The 22,840-nt window shown below is 55.9% G+C and carries 18 protein-coding genes; 8 read left to right on the plus strand and 10 right to left on the minus strand.

The window, feature by feature from the left end; genetic code table 11:
* Nucleotides 1-462 precede the first annotated feature (462 nt).
* The 4 genes from ABWO90_RS03940 (at nt 463) to ABWO90_RS03955 (ending at nt 4,303) form a co-directional block, all read left to right on the plus strand.
* The gene (locus tag ABWO90_RS03940) at nt 463-1,356 is read left to right on the plus strand and encodes a DUF6161 domain-containing protein (RefSeq protein WP_353189888.1); all 894 of its coding nucleotides are present in this window, start codon (nt 463-465) and stop codon (nt 1,354-1,356) included.
* A 164-nt stretch (nt 1,357-1,520) separates the two neighbouring features.
* Nucleotides 1,521-2,120 (plus strand): hypothetical protein, encoded by a 600-nt coding sequence (locus ABWO90_RS03945; protein ID WP_353189889.1) that lies wholly within the window; start codon nt 1,521-1,523, stop codon nt 2,118-2,120.
* 655 nt (nt 2,121-2,775) lie between these two features.
* Complete coding sequence (locus ABWO90_RS03950; protein ID WP_353189890.1) at nt 2,776-3,036, plus strand: helix-turn-helix domain-containing protein; 261 nt, start codon at nt 2,776-2,778, stop codon at nt 3,034-3,036.
* 691 nt (nt 3,037-3,727) lie between these two features.
* Nucleotides 3,728-4,303: a hypothetical protein gene (locus ABWO90_RS03955; RefSeq protein WP_353189891.1), complete on the plus strand. Its 576-nt coding sequence runs from the start codon at nt 3,728-3,730 to the stop codon at nt 4,301-4,303.
* 384 nt (nt 4,304-4,687) lie between these two features.
* Here the strand turns inward: ABWO90_RS03955 and ABWO90_RS03960 are convergent, their stop codons facing one another.
* The 9 genes from ABWO90_RS03960 to moeB form a co-directional block, all read right to left on the minus strand.
* Nucleotides 4,688-5,200 carry an IclR family transcriptional regulator gene (locus ABWO90_RS03960; RefSeq protein WP_502922536.1) on the minus strand — a complete coding sequence of 171 codons (513 nt, stop codon included), beginning with the start codon at nt 5,198-5,200 and terminating at the stop codon, nt 4,688-4,690.
* A gap of 157 nt (nt 5,201-5,357) precedes the next feature.
* On the minus strand, nt 5,358-6,560 hold the full coding sequence (fdhA, locus tag ABWO90_RS03965) for a formaldehyde dehydrogenase, glutathione-independent (protein WP_353189893.1): 1,203 nt from the start codon (nt 6,558-6,560) through the stop codon (nt 5,358-5,360).
* A 168-nt stretch (nt 6,561-6,728) separates the two neighbouring features.
* A complete protein-coding gene (locus tag ABWO90_RS03970) occupies nt 6,729-7,760 on the minus strand; it encodes a Rieske 2Fe-2S domain-containing protein (protein WP_353189894.1) in 1,032 nt (343 codons plus the stop codon).
* A gap of 56 nt (nt 7,761-7,816) precedes the next feature.
* Entirely contained in the window at nt 7,817-8,629 is an 813-nt protein-coding gene (locus ABWO90_RS03975; RefSeq protein WP_353189895.1) for a class I SAM-dependent methyltransferase, read from the minus strand.
* Nucleotides 8,630-8,671: 42 nt separating this feature from the next.
* Nucleotides 8,672-10,300: a class I adenylate-forming enzyme family protein gene (locus ABWO90_RS03980; protein ID WP_353189896.1), complete on the minus strand. Its 1,629-nt coding sequence runs from the start codon at nt 10,298-10,300 to the stop codon at nt 8,672-8,674.
* Nucleotides 10,297-12,183, minus strand: coding sequence for a CoA transferase (locus tag ABWO90_RS03985; RefSeq protein WP_353189897.1), 1,887 nt, complete (start codon nt 12,181-12,183; stop codon nt 10,297-10,299). Before ABWO90_RS03985 ends, ABWO90_RS03980 begins: the two co-directional genes overlap by 4 nt.
* 6 nt (nt 12,184-12,189) lie before the next feature.
* Nucleotides 12,190-12,504: a MoaD/ThiS family protein gene (locus ABWO90_RS03990; RefSeq protein ID WP_353189898.1), complete on the minus strand. Its 315-nt coding sequence runs from the start codon at nt 12,502-12,504 to the stop codon at nt 12,190-12,192.
* Between the two features lie 33 nt (nt 12,505-12,537).
* Entirely contained in the window at nt 12,538-12,954 is a 417-nt protein-coding gene (locus ABWO90_RS03995) for a M67 family metallopeptidase (RefSeq protein ID WP_353189899.1), read from the minus strand.
* Between the two features lie 21 nt (nt 12,955-12,975).
* The gene (gene moeB / locus ABWO90_RS04000; RefSeq protein ID WP_353189900.1) at nt 12,976-14,145 is read right to left on the minus strand and encodes a molybdopterin-synthase adenylyltransferase MoeB; all 1,170 of its coding nucleotides are present in this window, start codon (nt 14,143-14,145) and stop codon (nt 12,976-12,978) included.
* Between the two features lie 614 nt (nt 14,146-14,759).
* Between moeB and ABWO90_RS04005 the strand changes: the two genes are divergently transcribed.
* From ABWO90_RS04005 to ABWO90_RS04020, 4 genes are all read left to right on the plus strand, one after another.
* Nucleotides 14,760-16,424, plus strand: a complete 1,665-nt coding sequence (locus tag ABWO90_RS04005; RefSeq protein ID WP_353189901.1) for a CocE/NonD family hydrolase — start codon at nt 14,760-14,762, stop codon at nt 16,422-16,424.
* Between the two features lie 224 nt (nt 16,425-16,648).
* Entirely contained in the window at nt 16,649-17,332 is a 684-nt protein-coding gene (locus ABWO90_RS04010) for a TetR/AcrR family transcriptional regulator (RefSeq protein WP_353189902.1), read from the plus strand.
* A gap of 414 nt (nt 17,333-17,746) precedes the next feature.
* Nucleotides 17,747-19,090, plus strand: a complete 1,344-nt coding sequence (locus tag ABWO90_RS04015) for an MFS transporter (RefSeq protein ID WP_353189903.1) — start codon at nt 17,747-17,749, stop codon at nt 19,088-19,090.
* A 145-nt stretch (nt 19,091-19,235) separates the two neighbouring features.
* Complete coding sequence (locus tag ABWO90_RS04020) at nt 19,236-20,387, plus strand: porin (RefSeq protein ID WP_502922537.1); 1,152 nt, start codon at nt 19,236-19,238, stop codon at nt 20,385-20,387.
* Nucleotides 20,388-21,012: 625 nt separating this feature from the next.
* On the opposite strand, the gene ABWO90_RS04025 is transcribed toward ABWO90_RS04020, so the two are convergent.
* Nucleotides 21,013-22,674, minus strand: coding sequence for a CocE/NonD family hydrolase (locus ABWO90_RS04025; protein WP_353189905.1), 1,662 nt, complete (start codon nt 22,672-22,674; stop codon nt 21,013-21,015).
* Nucleotides 22,675-22,840: the final 166 nt, after the last annotated feature.

Raw genomic sequence — 22,840 nt, forward strand, 5'->3', positions numbered from 1 at the left:
AGTGTCGTGCAACAATCCGCCTAGAGTGATAAGTTCGCAAATACGCACGGATTTGGTAACATTTTCCAATTGTGAATCTGTAGCCCTACACAGGTTCACCAGAAATAAAATAATACGTTTTTCGGGGGAAACTCAATGGAAGATGCTGTGCCTGCCGCGCCGGTGGTGCCACTGTTCTCGCTGGACCTAGGAGCAAATGGCGGGGTTTTCGCCCCAACCTCGCTAACGGAACTACTTGCCTGGATATCCACCGAGCGGAACCATTGGAACTGGGTGTATTCCGTCGCAGGTGGAAATTTCCGAAACGCCGTATACGCACAGGTGAGCCAGCTAGACGAGATATCAACGACCGTGACGCGAGTGTCGAACTACCCGAATGGGCACGTTCACCTCGGTAGCGCTGTCACGTCCGCTCGTTCGTCACTCAATAGTTTGTACGTAACGCGAGGATTCCCTCACAGCATGTCATCCATAGGAATCCGGATTTCCGAGCTTCAGAAACGAGACCCCCTGGAAGCATTGGCGTACATGTTTGTCTACGCCCCCAACGAGCAGTATCCCTTCGACACCAATGCCCCGGCGGCGTGGCGGGGATTTCTGGCCGGAATTGCTGACCGGTACGGCATCGGTAGCGTGCCTCGGGACAGCTACCAAGCACAACTGGCGAGCGTGGAGGAAATGAAAGCCGGTTTCTCTAGAGTCATTGCCGAGAAAGCGGAGGCGATGAACTCGCTGCATCGAGAGTACGAGCAATTGCGCGATGACTGTCGCACAACGGCGCAAGGGAATGCTAATCAGTTCTCCAGAGCCCTTGAAAAAATCAAAGAACTGCACGCTGCCGCACTGGAGGGGCACAGTAGCACTATGCAGAATCTGCAGGAGGTGTTTCGCGAGAAGATGACTTTGCGTGCGCCCGTAGACTACTGGGAAGACCGACGCAGTCACCATCAAAAGCGCACCAAAGTGCTCGGAGGCTGGACGTTTGGGTCAATGGCAATCTTGGCCTTGATGCTCGGCGGCGTGGCTTGGTGGGTCATGGGCAACCTCACTGCTGACGGCAAGCCAGAGCTCTGGCGAGCCAGCGTACTTGTCCTAGTTGCCGTCATTGGCGTCTGGGCAACCCGCCTTATCGTCAGGATTTTCCTTAGCCATAGCCACCTGGAGACCGACGCGGCTGAGCGAGTGGTAATGGTGAAGACTTATCTGGCGCTGCTTGAGAGCGACAAAGACTTGTCACCTGAGGACAGGAAACTGGTGCTGGCCCCGCTATTCCGCCCCGCGTCCGACGGCATCGTGAAGGACGAAGGGTTACCTCACCCTGCGCTCGATGCCCTCACAAAGCTAAGCGGGCGTTGATGTGGCTTGACCATGTGCAGCACCGCTTATGTGAGCGAGGCCTCTCAGTGATATTTCATTGCGGTCCCGCACTGCGTCCAGATTTGACTGTGCGGGGCCGGCAACCAAGGGAATGTTAGACACTTGGGTCTGCCAAGAGCATTTCCTCCAGATGTGGAGTTTGTATGTCGTTTCGGGCGGTGATTGCGGCGATGGCTCTCTTGGCCGGAATTATTTTTACGGCAAAGGGACTTTGGAACGGGACATATGGCGGAGCGGCTGGCTACTTTTTGGCCGGTATGCTGGCGGCGTCCGCAACATTGTTTGGACGTGATATTTGTGGAACGTCGCTTTGGCGTGTCGGCGTAGCCCTGTTCACTGTCCTCGGCTTGTACTCTGTGCTTTTCGAAACGCCAGGTTTCGACGTTGAGAAAGGACGCTTCGAGATTGACGTCACTGCCGAACTTATCGAGGCGTCAATGCCGCTCGGACCGCCAGTGCTTGCACCGAAGGAAAGGGAAATTTTGCGTGCAACGCTGCTTGAATGTGCGACGCAGCCGGAAGTTGACATGATGGAGAGTGCAATCGCCGCAAATAAGACGGTCCATCTCGGACCGAGCGCGACACTCGTGGATTCGTCCATCCAGACCCTTTCGGGGAGCAACCGTGAGGAGCGCTGTCTTTCTGGCTTCAAGATTTTGTACAAAGCAGCCCCAGGCCTCTTCGCCACAACAGTCAAAACGCATGAGGCGTGGTTGAAGAAGCACGGTGTACTGGAAGACTGACGGGACGAAGCCGGTTCAGCGGATTACGGTGCAGAGGCAATCCGCCCAAGCGCAACGCTCCAGCATCAAGCCTCCCGGAATTTCTCGCTGTCCGCGCCATCCAGTCAAGTCAGCTCTTTACCGCGGCCCGCCGCCGCGGGGTCCCGGAATTGAATCGCAGTCCCGTTCGAGATGATTCTCAAGTCTTCGGTCACCAGCTCAAACTCGGCCATGAGGGACCGACTCTTGGTCACGGCTTGTCCCGCCACCTCAACCTCCTGCCCCGCCATTCACGTACTTCTATTGGCTCTTTGTACGTCAGCATCTGATATTGGTTTTCGACGTATCGGATGAGGCATTCCACCTACGGTGGTCTGCCGGGCAGGCACCCGCAAATGGAACCCTGAAGCTCCCAATGGGAGTGCCCAGATGGACTCTGACAAATGGACGTCTCGCGTCGTTCACTCGGCTGGTACGCTCTGCCCAAAGTGCGAGTCCACCAAGAGTCTGTATGCGATGACTGAACTCCCGAGTTCACCGCGCTATTCGCGCTGGTGGGTGATTATGACGGGCTACCAAAAATGTAACCGCAGCTCAATGCTTCCGCTTGCCTAATTGCTTTCGCCACTGGCTTAGCCTAGGCTCGAATCGAGTATTGGCCACCAAGGACACCACCATGTCGACGGGCAAGAAGGAGTCGAGTCGAGGACCCAGCTCACAGCGGGAGGGCGACGAGTTCATGTCCACATCGGACGCAGCGAAGATGTTGTTCGTTTCCCGGCCACACATCGACAAGCTCATTGACCAAGGCAAACTAAAGCTGCACCACATAACCGGGAACAACCGCTTTGTGAGGAAAGACCCGGTGCTGGCGTATCAAGCCGGCCAGCAAACCGGGATAAAGGCGTACCAAGCTGCAGCGTCAGACGAGAAGTGAGCTGGCGGCATACTGACCTGGGCAAGGCTACGTTGGATGCCGGCAAATTTGGTGACGCACATCACCACTCACTTGCCGTCCGTAGTAGCCCAGCTTGCCGTGTGTAGTAAATGGCCACTCGGTCACCAAGGAAACTAGCGGCGAATAGCGGGTGTTTTCTGTGGATATCCACCCCCCCTAATCTTTTATAAACTTTGTAATCTCGGTAATCCAACGCACTGGGGGGTCTCAATCGCATGAAACTCAGGTCAGAGACACCCTTGGTCTTGCACACGAAGCTCATCGTTGCTCGGCACGCTGCAACTCCTCCGAAGCATCTCCCCATCGAATCAACGCACCTTTCGAATCGTTCCCAAACGAGGGCATACGTCGCTCTGCACGGCGCGAGATGTCGCTAACGTGAGATGCCCCCCGCCATCGCTCCCTGGTTGCCATAGAGCCGCTCCACACTTATGGGGATGTGGCCGCGTTGAGCGTATTAGAATGCGTGTCACGTGCGTAGACCTGCTTGCCGTTCTGATTGTTGAGCAAGCCGATGCATCGTTCATGCAAAAATTTAGGTCCTGGAAAACAGCATAGGAGCCTTGCGTATGCCGCCGCTTTGCGATGTGCAGACCCCGGCAACCAGGAGAGCGCACCCCTAACCTCATTCCGTCTGCCGGCTTCAACTCATTACCGGTGGCGCTTGGATATGACAGAGGCAACTGAAATCAGAAAACCTAGTGAACTTCAGGAGAGCAGGCTTCGCCAAATGGCCTGGCAGTTGAATGACCTCACCATGGACTTGAAGACCCCAGCTGACCTGGCTCCAATATTGAGAGAGCTCAATAACAAACTCGAGGCAATGTCATGGGCAAGGATGATGCTGGGCGCGCTGGTCCTGAATCTTAGCAAGCTCCAAGAGATTCTCGAGCACTACGGCAAAGACATTCAAACGCTCCCAACCGAAATCCGAGACGACCTCAACGGAATCAAGCAAAAAATCAAGAAGAAGGAAATTTACGCGTACAGGAACACTTACATCGCCCACGCGTTTCTTGAAGAGAAGGTCGAAGATAAAAAGATGAAACGCCCGCTATCACTCGACGAAGCAACGACGAGATTGAGAGCAATTATTGACGAGGGACTGGCTCCACCCATGGAGAATGTTCACGCCTTCTGCCGATGGGTTTACGAGAGCGGAGACCAGAAGTGTGTAGTCAATGTCATCCATACGACGGTTAGCACGCTCGAGAAGCAATTGGGGGGACTTGGGCGGCGAACCTAGCAAGCCCGTTTGCACTACCACCCTGAAAATAATCGCTGCACAAACCTAGAGTACCGAGAAGCCAGGATAGGCTCCAAGAGTGCTTTGTCCGACTCGAAGCCGCCCCCGACACTTCGAGAGAACTTACCGATGAACTACAGCGCTGGTTGCTCGAGTCAGAATCTTAGGCCAATTGCACATCACTGCGTGGGGCATCGGAAGGCTAAAACTCGTCGGCCCGAGACAAGTTGCCAACACAGACAACGGCAATAGCGTCAGGAGGGCAGCCAGGAGATGCCGCCCAGCTTCGCGCCTCACATCAAAGACTGACATAGGCCAATCAATTGGCTGCAGACCAGAGAGCACCAAGTGGCAACGGGATATAGCAACGGCGCGTTGAATACATCACGCCCGCCCTGTAGCCACGCTGATGCGGCGGGCGAGTTCAACCAGCCGCGGCCCTATGTCATGCTCAAGAGCATCCCTGCTCAAGATGAATGCTGGACCGCCACAATTGAAAGCCATCTGCGTGCCGTCCGGTGCTGTAAAGGGAACGCCAACGCTTGAGATGCCTCGGTCCCAATCGCCTACGGACAAGCAGAACCCACGCTCTTGGTAATCAATTTTCGCCTGTTCGATTCCGCGCTCTACGCTAGGCCACTCGTCCTCGTCTTGCATACGCACCTGGTCGAGCACTGACCGCCGCTCGTCCTCGCTCGCCGCGACGAGATAGGCACGTCCCATTGAAGTCGTCGCAATGGGCAACCGCACGCCAATACTGCGCATCACGGTGATAGGTTCACTGCTTCGCACCCATTCGATGTACATAATCGAAAGCCGGTCCCTGACGCCGATTGCTACAGATGCCCGAGCGTGCTCTGCACGCTCCTCCATCAGCGGGCGTGCAAGGTCACGGATTGGGCTGCCGCCGGTTACTCGAACTCACACCTACCTGTGGCGAAGCAGTCGAACACCGGCAGCGCTCGGGCATGGCTTGGGTTTGGAGCGGCGCGGCATAACGCGGTGGCCGGAATTGTGCGAGACAGAGAGCGGTTGCCCGCTCTCTATATAGACCTTACACGGCTTTGGACAAGACCCCGTGAGGGTCAATTACAAATTTCTTAGGAGCGCCAGCGTCGAACTCGGTGTAACCACGCGGCGAATCTTCAAGGGAAATGACCTGAACGTTTACCGCCTTGGCGACGTCTATTCGATTCCACAGAATAGCGTTCATAAGGTCACGGTTGTACTTCATCACGGGAGTTTGGCCGGTGAAGAAGCTATGCGATTTCGCCCATCCAAGTCCGAGGCGAACCGACAGGCTACCGAGCTGCGCTGCCTTATCCACTCCGCCCGGGTCGTCCGTTACGTACAGACCGGGGATGCCAATCTTGCCGGCCACGCGCGTCACTTCCATCAAAGAGTTGAGTACTGTGGCCGGAGCCTCGTGTTGAGAGCCGGAGTGACCGTGTCCCCTTGCTTCAAATCCGACACAATCAACTGCACAATCCACTGTGGGCTCGCCAACGATAGCGGCAATTTGCTCGGACAGGGGGGTGTCTAGAGAAAGGTCAACCGTTTCGAAGCCGACCGCTCGTGCATGCTCCAAGCGCTTCGGGTTTACGTCACCAACGATGGTTACAGCGGCGCCGAGCAAACGGGACGAAGCAGCCGCAGCCATCCCAACCGGGCCGGCGCCCGCGATGTAGACCGAGGCCCCAGGGCGAACGCCAGCAGTCACTGCTCCGTGGTAGCCGGTGGGCAGAATGTCCGAGAGACAGGTGAGGTCGCGAATTTTCTCCATAGCTCGGTCGCGGTCCGGGAACTTCAGAAGGTTGAAGTCAGCGAACGGCACCAATACGTATTCCGCCTGACCGCCAATCCACCCCCCCATGTCTACATACCCATACGCCCCCCCGGGACGTCCAGGGTTCACACTCAGGCAAACCCCAGTGTTTTGGGTTTTGCACATCGGGCAACGTCCGCATGCAACATTGAATGGGACCGACACCACATCGCCCTTCTCCAAGGTGATGACGTCAGAGCCTACCTCAATGACTTCCCCTGTGATTTCGTGGCCCAATACCAGTCCTTGGGGGGCTGTCGTTCGGCCGCGCACCATATGCTGGTCGGACCCGCAAATATTTGTGGAGATGACCTTCAGAATTACGGCGTGGTTCGCCTTTCTGCCGGTAGGGTCGACCATCCCCGGGAACGGAATAGACCGCACTTCGACCTTGCCGGGTTCCACATAAACCACTCCTCGATTACTGCTCATAACACGTCTCCTTATTGTTGAAACGACAAATTAGGGAAAGCGAGAGTAATTGCGTAACGAGAACTGGCAAACGGATGAGCTGCCCGAATGCCAGATTCGATTGTAAGGTAGTCTGATATCTTGAGCGCGAGTGCAGTGTCGCGCGACTGACTGCAAACGAGAGGCTGGTCAGGCAGATTGCTCCTGTTCCACCAAGCGTTCGAGGACACGTCGAGATTGGACCCCTCCGCTGTCGATGTTCAGCTTGAGAACGGGGCGACCGTTCCAGTGAACATGGTTTTCGTGTTGGGCTTCCAACATGAGGAGGTCCTCTGCAAAAATCTTTGCCTGAGCGCCACGAATTGAGTCTGTCAGGGCTTGGTCTTCAACGGAAAACGTTCGTGCGAGCCCTAGGAAATACCACATGGAGCCATCCGACTCTGGCGTAATGAAGTCGACCACGACGCACGTCACTTTGTCGGCGTCACTCGCGACATAGCCGCCTTTGCCTGAGTGAGCCACCCCCGCTTCAATCATGACGTGTGAGGGCGGGGTGTACCTGCAGATTTGCCAGCGGTCACACGGCACGTCATCGGCCAAGTTCTTGGCGCGCAGCGCCGCTGCCCAGAACGGCGGAGGCATGATTCCCTCCATGAGTCGGCTAGTGGTGACCGTGTCACCGTCCACTTCCGTCTTCGGCGGAACTTCCTCGATTTCTCTCTGACCGATGCTCGATGCGTGCACGTGCGTTTCGTGCGTGAGGTCCATGAGGTTGTCAATCATCAGACGGTAGTCACACTTCAGGCGGAATGTGTGGCCCCCATACGCCCAATCGGGGCTGCTCGCCCATTCAAATGTCGGTGGCCGCGAGGCACTGGACGCGTCTTGGTCTCCCGGCCAAATCCACACGAACCCGTTCTCTTCGATGATGGGATAGGTCCGCAGACGCGGGAATCCATTCACTCGCTGATTTGCCATTCCGGCACAGACACCGTCTGCGCCCATTGACAGCCCGTGATAGCCGCAGACGAGGTTGTCGTCTTTTACCGTGCCTAATGAGAGCGGCGCACCACGGTGTGGGCAGTAGTCCTCGAGCGCCGCAATGGTTCCGTCGCCTTTTCGATAGAACACGATACGGTCACCGCATATCTGCCTGCCAAGAGGTTTGTCCTGTACTTCATTGGATGAACACGCGACATACCAAACATTTTTCGGAAACATTGGAACTCTCCGACGGTTTAATCTTGATGAAATGGGGATGTTGCGACGTTATTTCTCTAGCGCTTTATTGCGACGATTTCGAGATACTCCGCAGGGATAACCAGCGCTTGGGTTCCACCTGTATTCGAGTTGCGCAACAGTTCTGTCAGTTCGTTCGTCAGTTGCGACTGTTCGGATGCGCTTAGAGATTCGAAGACCTGCTGTGTGGGCCCAAAGAAGCTTCGATACACGTTGATGAAGTGTTCAGGACTTCGGTAGCGAAACTTGAATAGCTTCCGTTCAATGGAAATTTGCGACGCGTATGACCCGAACAGGTGATGGATGTGGTCCTCTGTTCCCCATAACATCGGAGATGCAGCTCCCGCAGGAGGCGGTACATATCTTGTGGTCAGGCGGGACATCTGTCCGACGAACCCCTGCGGCGTCCACGTTGTCAGCCCAACGCGGCCGCCACTTCGCAGAACCCGTGAAAGTTCACCCGCAGCCAGTTCGTGGTCAGGTGCGAACATCGCGCCGAACGTCGAGAGACAAACGTCAAAGGCGTGACGTTCAAACGGTAGGCGCTGCGCGTCGGCCGTAACAAATTTGATTTTTAGGCCCTCTGCCGTGGCGCGTGCAGCCCCCTTGTCAAGGAGCTCGGGAACAATATCCGTTGACGTGACGGTAGCTTGCCTCCTTGCGGCCGCAAGCGTTGCATTTCCATTTCCTGCGGCTATATCGAGGACGCGCTCGTCGGGGTTAATGTCCACCGCCTCGGCCAAAAGCTCTCCGATGATTTGGAACGTCACCCCGATGACGGCAAAGTCTCCCTTAGCCCATGTGGCACGATTGTTCGCCGGCGGAGTGTTGATTTGTGGGGGATGTGTCATTGGATGTGTGAGCATGTACTAGCGAAATGCCGTAAGCCGAGTTTAAGTCGCCAGGAATGCGACCTCATCGGCAAGGCGTCGTTTATCGACCTTTCCGGTGGGGGCTATCGGCAGGTCCCGAACTAGGCGCAGATATTCGGGGATTTTGTAACTGTCTAAGCCACGATTTCGCAGGTACGTGGCCACATCCTCAAGACTGGGGCGACGATGGTTCGCTCGAATAGTGAGCACCATGCACATTCGCTGGCCAAGGTCGCGGTCATCCACTGCGACGCAAGCGGCAGCGACAACTCCAGGCATGCCAGTTACGAGCTGTTCAACTTGGGCGGGATTGATGTTCGCGCCTCCACGGATGATGACGTCCTTCTTCCGCCCAGTCAGATAGAGATAGCCATCCTGGCTCATACGGCCCATGTCGCCGGTTCTCACCCACCCTTCATCGTCGCGGTACCGAGCGTCCAGTTCGGGGGCATTCACGTATTGCATTGGAGTGATGGGGCCTCGCGCGTAAATCTCCCCGACCTCGCCAACAGGCAACGTTATGGAGCTATCGTCAACAATCCGAATCTCGCAGATTGACGGTTCTGGTCGCCCAACATGCCCCGGCTCATCGGCGCTATCTGTTTGCATGGCGTGACATATCACGCCATCTGCAGAACCATAGAACGGGAGGAACGAGCAGCCGAATGCCTCGGCGCAACCAGAAATACTCTCCGGACTTATGCCGGCACCGCCGCTGATTAGTGCTCGCAGGCTCGTTCGATTTGTCTGCCGAAGTGACGACTCCGCAGCCATTCGTTGGAACATGGTTGGGACTCCGAGAATGTGAGATGGCTTCGACTTTTCAATCGTTGCAATCGCGAGCTGCACGTCAAACTTTCTCATGACGACGATGGAGCCGCCGAGCCAACTAAGGATTCCGGCGGTTGCATTCGCCCCGGCAGCGGACCCCAGAGAGACGAGGTAGAGACACCGGAACTCTTCCGCGCCCCAATTGATGCGCTCCAGATACCGACCGCGGCCACCTAGCATTGCGTTGTGCGAGTAGGCAATCAGTTTGGGTTCGGATTCGGTGCCTGATGTCGTGGTTATCCGAAATGGGGCGTCTGCTGATACAACCGGTAGGCAGTTACTAGAGAGCGCCGGCGTTTCAAAAAGCAGCTCGAGAGAAAGCCAATTCTTTCTCGTCGAACCTCCGAGAGCGATGCGGCAATCAAGGGATGGCAGCATGGGCCGTATTGCATCGACCTCATCGAAGGCACTGCCATCACCTTCTCCACTAACAACTAATGCCCGTGCGGCGCTGCGACGCAGACTGGCTTCGGTGTCCAGTTTTCCTCGCCCGGCAGGAAGGGGAAGCGTCACCCCGCCGAGCGCTGCAACTGCCAAATCTATGGCGCAACAGCGCCAACTGTTGGGGAGCTGATACGCGACAACATCGCCCAGGCCAATTCCAGCATTGCGCAGCCCCGCAGCCAACTTGAGTGAACTGGTTAGGAGCTCAGAATATGTTGTCTCCAGCCCATCTGAGATAACGGCCACGCGATTGGGGTGTTGTGTAGCGCGGTATTGAAATACCTCAAAGACAGATTTGTTCGGATATATTCCAGCGACCGCCCATTGCTCGCGAAGCCGCTTTGGTACCAAGTCAGCAAACACGGAAGTGCTCATTGGAAGCTCCATGGAGAGGTCACTTGTGTGTATTCCGCTTGAGCTAGCCGGAGACGAAATCGGGGATTTTCTGACAACTCCGCCAGGTCTTGAATCGCTGTGATGGCAGGAATGCCCGCGTTTTCGAAATGCCTGCACAGCTCGCTTGTACTGGCCTCCCTTACCTTAGCTGATAGAGCTTCGAGCAGATTTGACTCGGCATCGACGTTGAGGTTAGTTCCTAGTTCGTCGATGCTGCAGTCAATCGCAATCCAACCGTCGCTCGCGCGAAGTACGAACTCATCACTATTTACGCCCTTGATGCGGGAGTTTGAGGCGGACTTGTCCCTACAGGTCTCGCTCTGTGTGAGCAGTGAGGCAGCGCCGAGTAGCGAGGTGTCGACTCGCACAGCTGATGGTGTCAGCTCGCGAGCCAACAACGCTGCACAGATTGCTTGCGCGGATATCGCGGCGCCAAGAACGTCCAGAACTGTGAAAAGCGAGCCGCCGCTTGAGCCTGAGGAGTCGCCTATGCGATGTGCAACTCCGGAAAAGGCTTGCACTGTGAAATCTGTCCCAAACACCGAAGTTGGAGTGTCGAGTCCCCATGCCCCGGCGTATGCGTAGACCAGGTTGTCGTTGACCGCAGCCAGGTCGTTGAAGTCCAAAGCCATTGCCGACGCTTTTCCTGGCGCCCAGTTGTGAAGGAACACGTCATAGGCAGCGACAATCTCAAGCAGGCTGGTCCGTCCTTGGGGCGACTTTATGTCTATTTCAGCCGTACGCTTCAGTCGATTTATCGCATCGTACCGGGCTGATTTGTCGCCAACGAGTGGACCGCTGTATCTGAGTGGGTCTCCTCCTGGAGGCTCTATTCGGGTGACTTCGGCTCCTAGCAGGCTCAGTAGATGGCCGGCCAACGGTCCTTGTATGCGGCTGGTGCACTCGACGACTCTTGCCCCCTTGAGGGGGAGGTTTGAGTCTCCCTCAGCTACTTCTCGCGAATATCGGTGGTTGCCGGTTGGAGCGGTGCGGGATTCGGTGAGCAATGGTCCAGAAAACGCCCAAGGCCCGCGTTCGCGGAATGCTGAGGCGTCCGGGTCTAGTTCTCGGCGCTTAAGTGTTCGAATTTGCACCACGGCGACCTTCGCAGTGCGTGCCATCAGAGCAATTTCGACGAAATCAACCTCCGCCAGGCAGTCAACCAATGCTTGCGGAATGCGTGCCGTGGCAGTTGCGTAGCGCTGAGCAAAAGCTGGCCACGCCGCTGCCGCGCAATCAGTACTTGCGCCCGCCGCGGCCCAGAAGTCCCGCCATGTCGTTGGGTCGATTGCTTCGATTTCAAACGGAATCCCGTCCCTCGAATGGAAGGGGGGCGCTTCCCCGTTACCGCACACATCTCCTGGTGGGCGCTCTGCACCGCAGGTGTCCTCTGCCACGTACTGACCAACGCTAAGAAGCGCGGAAGCAGCAAGTGACGTGCGGACTTCCGTCGTGGACAAGCCTCGCAAACGACCGTACATTGCGGCGATAAGGCCTTGGAGCGTAAGCGTCGCCGTTAACGTCGAAACGTACGGGACGCCTAGTGTGGAGGCGACTCCTCGTGCGCGCGCATGAATCGATGTGATTCCACATGCCGCCTGAATCAGCAGCTCCGACACAGGCTCGGAACCTTTGTGTGCGTCTTCGTCGCCCCAGCCTCCGATGTTGCAGAGCAACGATTCACCGGCCGGACCAACAAGAATTGCGGCGAGCCTACCTCTGGGAAGCGGCGAGGCATACCGTGTCAGCGACATGCCGAGTGCTCGCGCCTGATAGTCGAGGGAACTGATAATTGGGGTATGCCAAGGCTCCCCCGAAGATTCCAGTATCAATGCGAAGCCATCTAAGATTCTCGTCCGCATGTGGTGCTATGCCTGATTTGCCGCGTGGTGTCGATTACCACCGACTGACGAGCCACCTGCAACCGCCGGCAGGATAGTGATGACGTCGCCGGTCTGCACAGGCGTGTCCAGTGACTTAGCGAACCTTATGTCTTGGTCGTTAACGTAGACATTGATGAATTTACGCATCTGGTCGCCGTCAAGAAGGCGCGCTTTTATCCCGGGGAACTGGCTCTCAGCGTGCTCGATAACCTCCCTCACGCTGTTGCCTTGCGCGGCAATCTGCTTCTCATCACGCGTGAGCGCGCGAAGTAATGCCGGAACCTGAATCTTGATGGACATTTTGAGCGCCTCAAGTTGTAATGATGTGAGCGTCTATTTGGACGCTTGAACAATTCGGAGCGTCTCTTCGACAACTATCCCATTGACGATTCGAAAGCTCCGGACTTCGGCCGTATCTGACAGGCCGATACCTACGATTAAGTAGTGCGCGCCAGGCTCACCAGCTCGGTCTATGTCGGCTCGGCTCGGAAACGCCGGAGACTCGGTGTGGGAGTGGAAGAGCACAGCGACCTCTTCATCTCGGGACTCCATTTCCCGCCAAACAGCGAGCTGCTCAGAAGATGCGACGTGGAACTCATCGCTTGATACCGCGGCGTTCGTCAGTCGAACCAGGCGAGAGTGGACATGGGTGTGCGCATGACGCGTCACCAGCCCGCACGTCTCTATTGGATAGTCGCAGCGAGCTTGGTGAACCATCGCATCTATCAACTCCGAACTAATTGTCAGCATTGGTAGGCTCGATTCGGGGAGTCAATACTTCGGAAGTGAGGGGTCGACGTCTTTAATCCACGCGAGGATGCCGCCGTCGAGATTGCGAATGTCGTGGAATCCCTGGTCTCGAAGTAGTGCAGCAGCTGCCTTTGAGCGGGTTCCTGCCTTGCAGTGGAGAACAAGCGGGGTCCCTCTGTCCAACATGCTCAGCGTTTCGGCGGCCAGTAAACTATCTTTGGGAATAAGTTTCGCGCCCGGGATGCGTACGATGTCCCATTCAGTCTTTTCTCGAACATCCACAATCTGCACGGGTGTTCCTTCGTCGAGCCACTGCTTGAGTTGGGTTGGAGTAATGGACGCAACGTCCGATGCCGGCGTGTGGGAATTTGTAAGGCCGCAGAAGCTCTGGTAATCGATGAGTTCGGTGACGAGGGCGCGATTCGGTGCTCGCATGAGAGGGAGAAATCGATATTGCATCTCGAGCGCGTCATAAATCGCGATGCGACCCAAGAGCGTTTCCCCAAGCCCGGTCAGAAGCTTGACCGCTTCCGTAGCCATGATGGTTCCGATGGCGCCGCACAATACGCCAAGCACACCTCCCTTGCCACAAGATGGCGCTAGTTCCGGCGGAGGAGGTTCGGGATACAAGTCTCTGTAATTGACGCCAAGCCCTTGCGGTGGCGACTCCCAGAAAACGCTCGCCTGCCCTTCGAACCGGAATATGGAGCCCCAAACGTATGGTTTGCCTGCGAGCACGCATGCATCGTTCACTAGATACCGTGTAGCGAAGTTGTCGGTTCCGTCAACGATGACATCGTATTGGGAGAACAGAGGCAAGATGTTCTCGCTCGATAGGCGCATCGGGTGGACCTCGACGTGAATCTCTGGATTGATGCGTTTCGCGGCACGTGCAGCGCACGATGCCTTGGGCTTGCCTACATCGTCTACGCCGTATAGCACTTGGCGCTGAAGATTGGATTCGTCGACGACGTCAAAGTCGACTATGCCGAGCGTGCCAACGCCTGCCGCCGCCAGGTAAAGAATGATTGGCGAACCGAGGCCGCCAGCTCCAATGATGAGCACGCGGCTCGTCTTCAGGCGCTGCTGGCCTTGCATTCCAAACTCCGGAATAAGCAGGTGCCTGCTGTAACGAAAGGTCTCGCTCGCGGACAGCGGCTTTCCAACGGTGACTACCGCAGGTTGCTTCATTCAACGCTCCTATGACCACTGCAAATCAAATTGGCGACGAGTCCGATGCTCAAGCGTGTGACGTTTTGCATCCGCTTCTCCTGTGTGTTCGCGCGTTGAAAGGGCAACGAGTTTGGGTTTGCATGAGTGCATATTCGGCGGCAACGGGCTTGTTGCATATGCAACTTATCGCAGGTTTGGCCAGCGGATTGGGCATATCCAAATAAATTAATCGACGATTAATTTATAACGTCGAAAGGCTAGCACTAAGCTCGTGGCCACATCAATCCTTGGCTGCTGAAAAGAGTGTCAGGATTTTCCCCTAGATTATCGAGACTTCCCCGGTCATGAGATTTTTTACTGGAAACATGATGGGCTTTTCTCGATAAGCAATTGATTTGTTATCTATTTTTCGTCGTTTTCGGGCTGTTTCTTGGTGCTTCGAGTCGGGAGAGTTCGCCGTCGCGACTTGCCTGTGCCACGCCTAGGGGAAAAATCTCAGCTTGATGCGAGAGAGCGCAGAGGTTAGCATTCGCATTAATTAATCGATGATTAATAATTTGCCGATTGTGTGCTGCGGCGTACAGCGTTGGCAGAGAGCACATCCGAACTATCAGAAGAACCAGGAGACAGTAATGGCAGACGCAAAATCGACCAATGGAGTTGAACTCACGTTCAGGCCGCCGCGCGGAACACCGGAGTCGAAAGGTGCCGAGCCTCCTCGATACCGCACGTTCGTCGAGGCGGGCATGCGCGTGGAAATTGATGTTCCTGTGCGGTTGCGCGATGGCGTTGTGATGTATGTCGACGTTGCGCGCCCGATTGACGGAGAGCCCGTTCCCCCCATTATTGCGTGGGGCCCGTATGGTAAGCACATCCCGAACCAGCCTGAGCGGTACCTGCCCGGCGCGGTTGACCCGAAGGACCTGTCGCCGAGAGCGCGATTCGAAGCACCTAATCCTGATTACTGGGTTCCGAATGGGTACGCGATTGTAAACGTGAACCCGCGTGGCACTTGGTACTCTGAGGGGAAAGCATCGTACATGTCGGCGCAAGAGGACCAGGACTTCTACGACGTCATCGAGTGGGCGGGCACGCAGCCGTGGAGTAACGGCAAGGTGGGCCTCTCTGGGGTCTCGTATCTGACCGTCTCCCAATGGCGTGTCGCAGCGCTTAACCCTCCTCATCTCGCGGCCATCAACCCATGGGAAGGATGGTCGGATACGTACCGCGAAGTTGTGTACCACGGCGGTATCCCCGATACGAACTTTTGGGAATACCTCTCCAACCGTTGGGGGCACAGCGTCACAGAGGTCGAGGACATCATGGCCGAGACCGACTCGCACCCATACTTCGATACATTCTGGGAGTCCAAGGCGGCTGACCTCGCCGCTATTCGTGTGCCGGCATATGTTGTCGCCAGTTGGACGGACCATGGTCTGCACACCCGAGGCACGTTTGAGGGCTTCAAAAAAATCAAATCCACTCACAAGTGGCTCGAAGTCCATGGGCGAAAGAAGTGGGCTCACTATTACGCGCCTGAGAATGTTGCCAGAGCGAAGGTGTTCTTCGACCGTTTCCTCAAAGGCATCGACAACGAGATTTCAGACTGGCCGAACGTTCGGTACGAAATTCGCGAGCAGTTCTTCGTTGGTGATATGAAGAATGACGTCTCGTGGCCTCCTGCGACAACTCAGTACAAGAAGCTGTTCCTGGACGGCCAGCACGGCACGCTCGCTACCCAGGAGCCCTCGCACACCGCTGCAGTCGCATACGACGCAGTTGATTCGCGTCCTGTTCCTTCGCGCGCTGAGTTTACGTTCACGTTCTCCGAGCGTACGGACGTTGTCGGAAACATGGCCTTGCACGCGTTTGTTGAGGCCGACGGTTCAAACGACATGGATTTGTTCGTGGGAGTTCACAAGTTAGACGAGAATGGCAATCCTGTCCCATTCCCGTTCTGTGCTCAGTTCGATGAGGGACAGGTGGCACTTGGATGGCTGAGGGTGTCTCAACGAGAGCTCGACGCCGAGAAAAGTACACCTGAGCAGCCGGTTCTCGCGCACCAACGAACGATGAAGTTGGCGAAGGGAGAGATTGCGAAAGTGAGTATCGAGATACTTCCTTCGGGGACTCGGTTTGAGGCCGGGGAGAAGCTTTTGCTGGTCGTGCAGGGTAGCGAGGTTCCGAAGCATAAGGCCCTGGCGCACTACGCGCACGAACGAAGCGTCAATGCGGGACGTCACATCATTCACACCGGCCCTGAGTACCCGTCTTACTTGGTTATGCCGGTGATTTAACGCGTCGTCACCTGTTGGGCGTGTCCTCGGCAATTACTCGCACACCTCCGGGGGGCGGTGTGCGAAGTAGGCTGGGGCTCTCTGGGCGTTCGCCTTCGGCACAAGTGAACTGCGCTGCGAAGCGTCCACTCGCGAAAACTGAAATCTGCTGAAGCGTGTTCGCTTTAGGGAGGTAAAATGATGACACTCGCCTACGAGTGTCCGCTTTCCGGAATTCTGTGCCGATGCTTACGAAGACAATCAAAACGAAGAGAAAGGTCGGCGAATCCTCGCCTGAACCTACGACTGGTACATCCGACAGTAACAACTCAAAGGAAAAGCTGATTTCAGCAGCGGAGTACCTCTTTGTCCGCAAGGGGTTCGGGGGGGTATCTATCCGGGAGATTGCGTCTCGAGCCAAGGTTAACTCCGCGCTCATTAACTACCATTTTGGAGGAAAAGACGGTCTCTTCAAGGTGGTGTACGAAAGCGTCGCAGCCCCGATGAACCGCTCACGTATGCAGAATTTCGAGCGACTGAAAAGCGAGATAGAATTTAGCGTCGAGGACGTGCTTCGAGCTTGGGTTTTGCCAATGTTCGAGCGGCCGAAAGCGTCCCATCGTGCGCCCGTCGCTGACCTGTCTCTGAGTCTAGGCTGGGAGCATTCGGAGTTGACGAACCAGATGATGTCTGACGTTTACGATGCGGTGAACGACGCGTTTCTGTCGCTCATGGAGACGTGCCTGCCCAACGTGCCACGCGACGAACTTGTTTGGCGACTATTTTTCCTCATTGGCTCTGCATTGACTGCGACCCGTGCGCACGAGCGAAGTATGCTTGCAATGTCTCGCGGGAAGTTCGACGGTAGGGATACGGTTGAAATGGCAGAACAACTCATTCGCTTTGCGGCTGGAGGCTTCCGTGAATGAGTAAATTGCCGCTGAGCCAAGCTTCATAGCGCCATAGAGACGTAGCGCTCGCTAGAGTGTCGACGTGCGCACCCACAGTTCGCTGAAAGAACACAGCCTCCCTTCATCGCGAGGCTTTTTTTGCGCCCATACGCTTCACGAATCTTGCTTCTTAGCCGATGTGTGCCATGCCCTCGCACCAATTGGTATCGATGATTCACATTGGTGAATGTCCCTATGACAATTTCGTCGTCTACCGATTGACGCGCCCATCGTAAATACATAATCATTAATGTTAATCATTGATTAACAAGTCTGACTGAGCGCGCACGTCTTGCAGGTTTAGCGATTACGGTGAGTGGCGGTTTCGTTGTCTTCTTTGTTAATCAATGATTAATTGTGTGCGCAGGCATGCGCGAATATTAGGAGACAAACGTGAGAGTTGACATAACCGCACTCAAAGAAGTGCAGCGCATCAACGCCTTCCACTTTCGAGTAATGGCCCTTTGCGCGCTGCTACTCTTTTTGGACGGCTTTGACTTGATGGCGATGGGCTTTGTGGCCCGTGACATCGCAATGGAGTTGGCACTGTCGCCGCAACAGCTCGGCTTGGCGTTCTCCGCTGGCGTACTTGGTATGTGTATCGGTGCCGTGGCATTCGGAGTACTTGGCGACCGGTGGGGGCGTCGCCCGTCCACGATTGTCGCATGCTTGGTATTTGGCATCGGTACGCTGCTGACGGCTTGGGCATCCCACCTCGACACCCTTCTTCTGTGGCGCTTCATTGCTGGTATTGGACTCGGTGGTGGCACGCCTCTCGCGCTCTCCCTGGCCGCTGACTACAGTCCTAAGCGAATCCGTGGCACGGTCAGCATGGTCCTTTACTGTGGCTACACAGTCGGGTGTTTGTCTGGGGGCGCAGTTAATACCGTGTTGGCAGGTTCGGGCTGGCAGGCGCTGTTTTATGTCGGCGGAGTATTCACGCTCGCGTTTGTGCCGGTGCTGATTGTTTGGCTCCCTGAATCGCTCGAACAGCTTGTGAAGAGTGGTAAGGGGGCTGCGGCAGGAAAGATTCTCGAGCGCATCCGTCCCGACTTCATTGCACGTTCAACCGATGTGTATGAGTGCGAGAGCGCGTCCGAAAGTGGGGTACGGGGTAAGGTGGCTGAACTTTTTCGTCACGGCGCCGGGGTAAAAACGCTCCTCCTTTGGGCGGCATTCTTCTCCGGCCTGCTGTCGCTGTACTTCTATGGGAACTGGTTGCCGACGATGCTCCGTCAGATGGGGTTCAGTCAGCAGCAGGCCGTTGCGGGTTCCATTGTCGGGCAATTCGGCAACCTGTTTTTGTCCCTCGTTATGGCCAAGCTCATCGGAAAAGTGCCGGTATCCAGGGTTATCGGTATTACGTACATCCTGTCTGGTGGCTTGATGTTGTCTGTCTCTATCGTAGGTTCTGACTATCCCTCACAGCTTGCGGTAAATGCGCTCGCCTTTGGCTTGCTCGCGGGGTCCTTGGGCGGACTCTACGCACTTGCGCCCGCGATTTACGCACCGTCCGTTCGTGCCACAGGGACGGGGTGGGCGATGGGGGTCGGCCGAGTGGGCGCCGTTCTGGGGCCCAGTATTGCTGGTGTCCTGATGTCGAATCAGTGGACTGCAATTGAAGTTCTGAAACTCGCAGCAGTTCCGACCGCTCTGGCGGGCGTCTTTTGCCTTCTCATTGAGCTCACGTCCAAGGCTCCTGTCGCCTCAGGTGTCGCAACCGGCGAGCTGTCCTAGCCCTCGCTAGCAATCTAATTCACGCGCAGGATTTCCCCACTCATTGCTGAGTGGGGAGGACTCGCACACGCTTTTTTTCCACAACTCGCAAAAACAATTAGAACTATTGGAGACAACGATGCATTTCCGCAGAACCAGTATGCCGATGACGTTAGGCCGCTCGAAATCGAGCGCTGCAGTAGCGCTAACAGCAACTCTTGCGTTTGTTGCACCAAGTGTCTTTGCGCAATCGAATGTGCAACTGTATGGCCTGATAGACAGCGGGGTCGAGTATGTGAATCACATTGGGGACGGGCAGTCGGTGGTTCGTATTCCGGCAGGTGGTGGTGAGTTTCCGAGCCGTTGGGGGATTCGAGGAACTGAGGACCTTGGGGGCGGTACAAGCGCCATCTTCACACTTGAAAGTGGCTTCAACGTGCGAGCCGGAGACATGGCGCAAGGTGGTCGACTTTTCGGACGACAGGCTTTCGTTGGCCTTAAAGGGCAGTACGGAACACTGGCTTTCGGGCGACAGTACAACATGACGTATGTTGCCCTGGCGAACTCAACGATTCTCGGCCCGGACATGTATGGCATGGGGAATCTGGATACCTACTTGCCAAATGCACGGACCGACAACACGATTACGTATCAAGGGGCATATCGTGAATTGAGTTTCGGTGCGAGCTATTCGTTCGGCCGCGATTCAACCGGCACTGGAAATACGCCGGGGCAAGGGACTTGTGCCGGGTCGGTAGCCGGGCAAAGTACGCAGTGCCGCGATTGGACTGTGATGTTGAAGTACGAGCGCCAAGGGTACGGGATTGCCGCCTCGTACGACGAGCAGCGTGGTGGTCCGGGTGCGACAGCCTATTTCTTTGATGGGCTCGACACGATTCCGTTGAGTAGTAGCGCAGACAAGGATGCACGTGCACATGTCGGTGTTTTCGGTAGACACGGGAACTTTCGATTCGGGGCCGGCTGGGTGAACCGGCGAGTGACAATTGCTTCCGGCGCGTATCCCGATGTGCATTCGAACCTATACTTCGCGGGCCTCTCTTATCAGCCGACTGCCGCGTGGCTATTTGATGGGGAGTTGTACCGAATCATCAATCCTGACCACGATTCGAGGGCGACAATGGGGTCAATTCGCATGACGTATTCCCTGTCCATTCGCACGGCGGTTTATGCTCAAGCGACGTACATCGCCAATAGCGCGAAAGCCAGATACTCGTCCAGTGGCGGCGGAGGCGGAACGACGCCTAACCCCGGAGTTGGGCAGATGGCCGCAATGGTTGGCATGCGACATTCCTTCTGACGACAGACCGTGTCAACGCGTTGGGGCTACCCGCGCGTTGACTTACTTTGGGGTGCTTCGCGAGCGAACCGAGACATTTGTCGATGTCTCGGTCGGCGATGAAAGGTTGTCAACAAACCGTTCCAATGCCCTTTGCAGAACAAGTATCTCGTTTTGGCTAAGACCATCCGTCATGTGTTGCTGAGCCACATTTAGGACGTCGGAAAGTCGACCTGAAAGTTCATTTCCCATTGGGCTGAGACGCCAACCGGTTCTACCGTTCTGCAGCCGTTTAGTTCGGGAAACAATCCCTCGTAGAGCTAGCACCTGCAGCGTCTCATCGGTGGTCTGCCGTGATACCCCAATGGTTCGCGCCAACTCGGCGTTTGCTATTGGCTCGGTGCCGGGAAATGCGGTTATGACCAGCATATCGAGTCGTCTCAGCCAGGGCGTTACGTCATCGTATGGGAAGGCTTTCCAAGGCGCCGACGCCAAACGTGCGGCCATGATGGACAGCGCGAGGTTCTCTTTCCCGTCTTCCGGTGAAAGGTTGTCCTTCCCCAATGAGCATTTGCGACTCACGTCCATTCATGTCCCCTCAAAAGAATCCCCCCAATTCAAAAATATGAATCGGGGGCGCAGGCACTTAGACGACGGGAATTACGAGGCGAGACGGAAATGTTGGGCCGGTCAAGACAACGTGCTGGCCATTATTGACGGTCACTTCGTGGCGATAGTGAGCGAGACTGACATGTTTGCAGATTTCGGAGCCCTGAATGACCAAGACGAGCGATTCCCCCGCCTCGAACAAAGTGCCTGACGGCCAAATTTCAACGCTGACTTTGGCCACCTCTCCGAGAGTTAGCGGGAGCATTTGCTGATGTGCGAGTACGGGTTGCGCGGGGGTGCTCTTTGCCTCGTCGAGTTCTCTGTGTGAGACCCTGAGCCAGCCCAGCGCCACGGGACCGTCATCAAACTGAGCGCAATAGGGAAATGGAACTCGGTTACCGTGCCTGTCCAGCTTTTGAATCCCCACGAACAAGTCCATATCGTCGGCTTCGTCGGTTTGAACGTACGCGTGAAGGGCCATGTTGCCGACGACCTTCGTGGCTTCTGAGAACGTGTGAACGAACTCTACACGTGACGGAGCGGTAGACCTGTCCTCTGAGTCGTAGGAAGCCCGCGCGTCGCTCTTTGGCTCGCTACCTCGAAGTGTCATCTCGGAGGCATCCAGGTACAGGGTGCGATACTGGGTGCTGCGCAACGGCCAGGTATCGCCTGACAACATCTCGCCGACGAAATTCTTCTCGCGCAGTTCATATGAGACCTTCGGCCACTCTTTCAGGTTGTTATCGATACCCTTAAGGAAATGGTCGAAGAACGTTTTTGCACGTGCGACGGATTCCGGGTCGTAGTAATAGGCCCATTTCTTTCGACCGTGAACCTCAAGCCATTTTTGAGTAGACGAGATACGTTTGAAGCCTTCGAACGTTCCTCTGGTGTGCAGTCCTTGGTCCGTCCAACTGGCGACAATGTAGGCAGGAACTTCGATTGCATCAAGGTCCGCAGACTTCGATTGCCAAAACTCATCAAAAAATGGATGAGCATTTGTCTCTCCAATCAGGTCCTCTACTTGGTTGATGCTGGAGCGCCATCTATTCGCGAGGAACTCCCAGAAGTAGCTGTCAGGAATACCTCCGTGAAACGCTACTTCACGATATGTATCGGACCATCCCTCCCAAGGGTTGATAGCGGCCAGATGGGGCGGCTTTAAGGCGGCCACGCGCCACTGCGTAACGGTCAAATACGAAACCCCAGAAAGCCCGACTTTTCCGTTGCTCCACGATTGAGTGCCAGCCCATTCAATAACGTCGTAGAAGTCTTGGTCCTCCTGGGCAGACATGTACGATGCTTTCCCCTCAGAAAACCATGTGCCGCGAGGGTTGGCGTTCACGATTGCGTAGCCGTTTGGCACCCAGAAGTCGGGGTTGGGAGCCTCAAAGCGAGTGCGGGGCGAGAGGTGAGCCGCATTCATAGCGCCAGGGAGGTAACGTTCAGGTTGGTTCGGAACGTGCTTGCCATAAGGGCCCCACGCGATGATAGGCGGGACTGCGGGCCCTGTCAGAGGCCGGGCCACATCGACATACAGCACGACGCCATCACGAAGTGTCACGGGCACATCGAGCTCAATCAGCATGCCCGCCTCTTCGAATCGTCGATATTGAGGGGGCGTAGCTCCTTGCGATTGTGGCGTCTGACGCGGGGCGCAGAACATCAGTTCAACGGAATGCGACGGTGTTCTGGACATGATTGTCTCCTTTTATTTATTGCGCTCGCTTTCCCGATGAACCTCACCGGCGTGCGGGCTGACCATTCAAAATAGTTGCAACTTAAATTAATCATTGATTAATTTAGGCCAATATTAGCCAGTCAGCGCAGGTCAAACAAGGTGGGGCATGCGCTTCCGGGGTAGG

It is taken from the genome of Pandoraea pnomenusa (genome assembly GCF_040391475.1).
GTDB lineage: Bacteria > Pseudomonadota > Gammaproteobacteria > Burkholderiales > Burkholderiaceae > Pandoraea > Pandoraea pnomenusa_C.

Coding starts and splice junctions, on each gene's coding strand:
- ABWO90_RS03940 (WP_353189888.1), top strand. CDS start 463: ATGTCATCCATAGGAATCCGGATTTCCGAGCTTCAGAAACGAGACCCC.
- ABWO90_RS03945 (WP_353189889.1), top strand. CDS start 1,521: ATGTCGTTTCGGGCGGTGATTGCGGCGATGGCTCTCTTGGCCGGAATT.
- ABWO90_RS03950 (WP_353189890.1), top strand. CDS start 2,776: ATGTCGACGGGCAAGAAGGAGTCGAGTCGAGGACCCAGCTCACAGCGG.
- ABWO90_RS03955 (WP_353189891.1), top strand. CDS start 3,728: ATGACAGAGGCAACTGAAATCAGAAAACCTAGTGAACTTCAGGAGAGC.
- fdhA (WP_353189893.1), bottom strand. CDS start 6,560: ATGAGCAGTAATCGAGGAGTGGTTTATGTGGAACCCGGCAAGGTCGAA.
- ABWO90_RS03970 (WP_353189894.1), bottom strand. CDS start 7,760: ATGTTTCCGAAAAATGTTTGGTATGTCGCGTGTTCATCCAATGAAGTA.
- ABWO90_RS03975 (WP_353189895.1), bottom strand. CDS start 8,629: ATGACACATCCCCCACAAATCAACACTCCGCCGGCGAACAATCGTGCC.
- ABWO90_RS03980 (WP_353189896.1), bottom strand. CDS start 10,300: ATGAGCACTTCCGTGTTTGCTGACTTGGTACCAAAGCGGCTTCGCGAG.
- ABWO90_RS03985 (WP_353189897.1), bottom strand. CDS start 12,183: ATGCGGACGAGAATCTTAGATGGCTTCGCATTGATACTGGAATCTTCG.
- ABWO90_RS03990 (WP_353189898.1), bottom strand. CDS start 12,504: ATGTCCATCAAGATTCAGGTTCCGGCATTACTTCGCGCGCTCACGCGT.
- ABWO90_RS03995 (WP_353189899.1), bottom strand. CDS start 12,954: ATGCTGACAATTAGTTCGGAGTTGATAGATGCGATGGTTCACCAAGCT.
- moeB (WP_353189900.1), bottom strand. CDS start 14,145: ATGAAGCAACCTGCGGTAGTCACCGTTGGAAAGCCGCTGTCCGCGAGC.
- ABWO90_RS04005 (WP_353189901.1), top strand. CDS start 14,760: ATGGCAGACGCAAAATCGACCAATGGAGTTGAACTCACGTTCAGGCCG.
- ABWO90_RS04010 (WP_353189902.1), top strand. CDS start 16,649: ATGCTTACGAAGACAATCAAAACGAAGAGAAAGGTCGGCGAATCCTCG.
- ABWO90_RS04020 (WP_502922537.1), top strand. CDS start 19,236: ATGACGTTAGGCCGCTCGAAATCGAGCGCTGCAGTAGCGCTAACAGCA.
- ABWO90_RS04025 (WP_353189905.1), bottom strand. CDS start 22,674: ATGTCCAGAACACCGTCGCATTCCGTTGAACTGATGTTCTGCGCCCCG.